Raw genomic sequence first — 3,098 nt, forward strand, 5'->3', positions numbered from 1 at the left:
CATCTGGGCGGACAGCTGGCGCTGAACGCCTACAGCGGCGTAGTCCGCTAGGACTCCTTCCGTGCGGTGCCCGCCCAGGGCGGGCACCGCACTTCCCGACATGAAAGGACAGCACCATGACAGAGACGGCCGTGTTCGAGGACGCCGCAGATTCACCCACCGTCAACGGCCGCCCGCTCTCGGCCGCCGCCAGCCTGGACGACGACGTCCTGGACTCGATCGCCCAGCGTGTGCTGTGGCTATCCACGGCCATGATCGACGCCGCCAACCGGGGCCGGCCCAACGCCTCCGGCGTCAAGGCCGGCGGGCACCAGGCCTCGAGCGCCTCGATGACCGGGATCATGACCTCGCTCTGGTTCTCCGAGCTGACCAGTGAGGACCGTGTCTCAGTCAAACCCCATGCATCCCCGGTGCTGCACTCCATCAATTACCTACTTGGTGAACTGGACGAGTCCTACATGTCCCGGCTGCGTGAGAAAGGGGGTCTGCAGAGCTATCCCAGCCGGACCAAGGATCCGGATACCGTCGATTTCTCGACCGGCAGCGTCGGCATCGGCGCCACCGCCCCGGTGTGGGCCGCGTTGTCGCACCGCTACCTGCGCGACCGGTTCCCCGATACACCTAGGAGCGGGCGCTTCATCAGCCTGCTGGGTGATGCGGAACTGGACGAGGGAGCCGTCTGGGAGGCCATCACCGACCCGGCTGTGCGCCAGCTCGGCGAGTTGCTGTGGATTGTCGACCTGAACCGGCAGTCCCTGGACCGGATCATCCCCGATGTCCAGATCCAGCGTCTGCAGGGCATGTTTGCGGCCGCAGACTGGCAGGTGCTCACCTGCAAGTGGGGACGCCGAATCGAGCAGCTGTTCGCCTCCCGCGGCGGAAAAACCCTGCGCCGCCGGCTCGAGGACATGCCGAATGAGGAATACCAGCGGCTGCTGCGCAGCCATCCGGATCAGTTGCACGACCGCCTGCTCGGCAGCAGCCCGGATCCCCAACTGGCCGAGCTTCTCAACAGCCTAACCCCGCGCGAGCTCGCCGTCGCCATCCGCGACCTTGGCGGCCACGATATCGGGCTCCTGCTGGACACCTACAAGCAGGTAGACTCCAGCCGACCCACGATTATCTTCGCCTACACGGTCAAGGGCCGCGGTCTGGCGACCGAGGGCCACCCCAACAACCACGCCGCCCAGCTGACCGAAGCCCAGATGCGCGAGCTCGCCCAGATGTCCGGCATGGATCTGGAACACCCGTGGCAGCGCTTCGCGCCGGGCAGCGAGGAGGCCGAAGCGTGCCGGAACGCTGCAGCACGGCTCAAGCGGGCCGCCGTTGTCGATCATCCTCTGCCGCAACTGCCCGCGGAGCTGCCCTGGTCCTATAAGACCGTTGGGTCGACCCAAGCGGCACTCGGCCGGTTCCTCTCTGACCTGCTGCGCAGCGCGCCCGAAGCTGCATCACGCGTCGTTACCCTCAGCCCGGATGTTGCGTCCTCAACCAACCTCGGCGGGTGGATCAACAAGACGGGTGTGTGGGCGGTCGGTGAACGCCGCGACTGGTTCGCCGACGACGCCGAGCGCCTGCTCAAGTGGACCGAAGGGGCACAGGGCCAGCACATCGAACTCGGCATCGCCGAGGTCAACCTGGTCTGCCTGGCCGGCGAACTCGGAGCCACCTGGAGCCGGTGGGGCCAACCGCTGATCCCCATCGCGACACTCTACGACCCGTTCGTCAACCGCGCCCTGGAGCCCTGGTCCTACGGCATCTACGCCGGGGGCCAATCAATCCTGGTCGGCACCCCCTCCGGTGTCACCCTCGCTCCCGAAGGAGGCGCTCACCAGTCCATCAATACTCCGTCCATTGGGCTCGAGCAGCCCGGAACGGTTGCCTGGGAACCGGCTTTCGCCCAGGACCTCGAATGGTGCATGCTCGCGGCCATGAACCAGATTGGCCGTCCGGGCGGCTCCTCCGCCTATTTCCGCCTATCCACCCGTCCCGTGGACCAGACCCTCGCCCGGCTGCCCAAGGACCCGGCACTTCGTGAACGCCGACGCGAGCACGCCGTCGCCGGCGGATACCGGATCATCCACCCAGGCGTCGAGCAGGTCACCTTGGTCGGCGTCGGCGCGGTCATGCCCGAGGTAATCGAAGCGGCCGACCGGCTGGAGGCACTCGGCGTACGTGCCGGCGCCGTCTGCCTAACCAGCCCCGACCTGGTCTTCCGCTCACTGCAGGAGCGGCACAGCACCGCCGAAAGCCAGCGCACGGCCATCGTTGACGCTCTTTTCCCCGCAGATCGGCCGGCCCCGATCGTCACCGTGATGGACGGCCACCCGCATACCCTGGCCTTCCTCGCCGGCGCCCGCGGGGACCGCATCCGCAACCTTGGCGTCAGCGAATTCGGCCAGTCCTCCAGCCTGGAAGACGCCTACCAGATCCATGGAATCGACGTCGACTCGATCGTACGGGCCGCGGCGGACCTGGCCGGCCTCTGAGCCCATCCGGGCCTAATGCGCCTCCCGTCCCCGGGAAACACCGACGCCGTCCTAGTCCGCGAAGCCGGGTGCGTCCGCCGACAGGCTGATGTCCACCGAGAAGGTCATGAATGCCGGCGTCTCGTACGGATGAACCGACAGCATCGCCCCGACGACGGCGTCCCGCCTGGAGCTCGCATAGATCGCCTCGATCCGGGTTTCCGGCACCTCCTCGGGGGTATTCACGGCGCCGATGGCCGAGGTCGCCCCGGGAAACGAGGTGAAGCGGCCGGTGCCTTCAATACTGAACGAGCAGTGAGAGTAATTGCCCAGCCTGCCCGCCCCGGCATCGCCAATGGCCTGCCGGACGGCGGGTGCGGCTTCGCTCGGGACGTAGACGACCAGGCAGTCCGTGGGCTCCATGGCAGAAAGTCTGCCATGGAGCCCACGGATCAAAAACGGAACCGGGCGTCGAGGGGCAGCGCACGGGGCGGCGCGTCCGCAGACGCACCGCCCCGCATTTGGCCGTCCTGCCCTATGAACGGCAGCCCTGCTCCTTACCGGGCCATCGCCGGCTCCCCCGCACGGGCCGGCACCGTCTCCGGCTGCCAGCGCAGGTGCGCCGGCGCG

General features: G+C 67.8%; 2 protein-coding genes. One reads left to right on the forward strand and one right to left on the reverse strand.

All coding sequences use genetic code 11. The annotated features are described in order from the left end of the window. Positions 1-116: 116 nt before the first annotated feature. The gene (locus HGG74_RS14325; RefSeq protein WP_168487413.1) at positions 117-2,489 is read left to right on the forward strand and encodes a thiamine pyrophosphate-binding protein; all 2,373 of its coding nucleotides are present in this window, start codon (positions 117-119) and stop codon (positions 2,487-2,489) included. Positions 2,490-2,540: 51 nt separating this feature from the next. Here HGG74_RS14325 and HGG74_RS14330 read toward each other — a convergent pair whose 3' ends face one another. Continuing rightward, entirely contained in the window at positions 2,541-2,891 is a 351-nt protein-coding gene (locus HGG74_RS14330; protein WP_168487415.1) for a YqfO family protein, read from the reverse strand. Positions 2,892-3,098 lie beyond the last annotated feature (207 nt).

The sequence above is a fragment of the Arthrobacter mobilis genome, assembly GCF_012395835.1.
Lineage (GTDB): Bacteria > Actinomycetota > Actinomycetes > Actinomycetales > Micrococcaceae > Crystallibacter > Crystallibacter mobilis.

Bases quoted from the DNA above. Each gene is read 5' to 3' on its own strand.
- HGG74_RS14330 (WP_168487415.1), bottom strand. From the start codon at position 2,891: ATGGAGCCCACGGACTGCCTGGTCGTCTACGTCCCGAGCGAAGCCGCA.
- HGG74_RS14325 (WP_168487413.1), top strand. From the start codon at position 117: ATGACAGAGACGGCCGTGTTCGAGGACGCCGCAGATTCACCCACCGTC.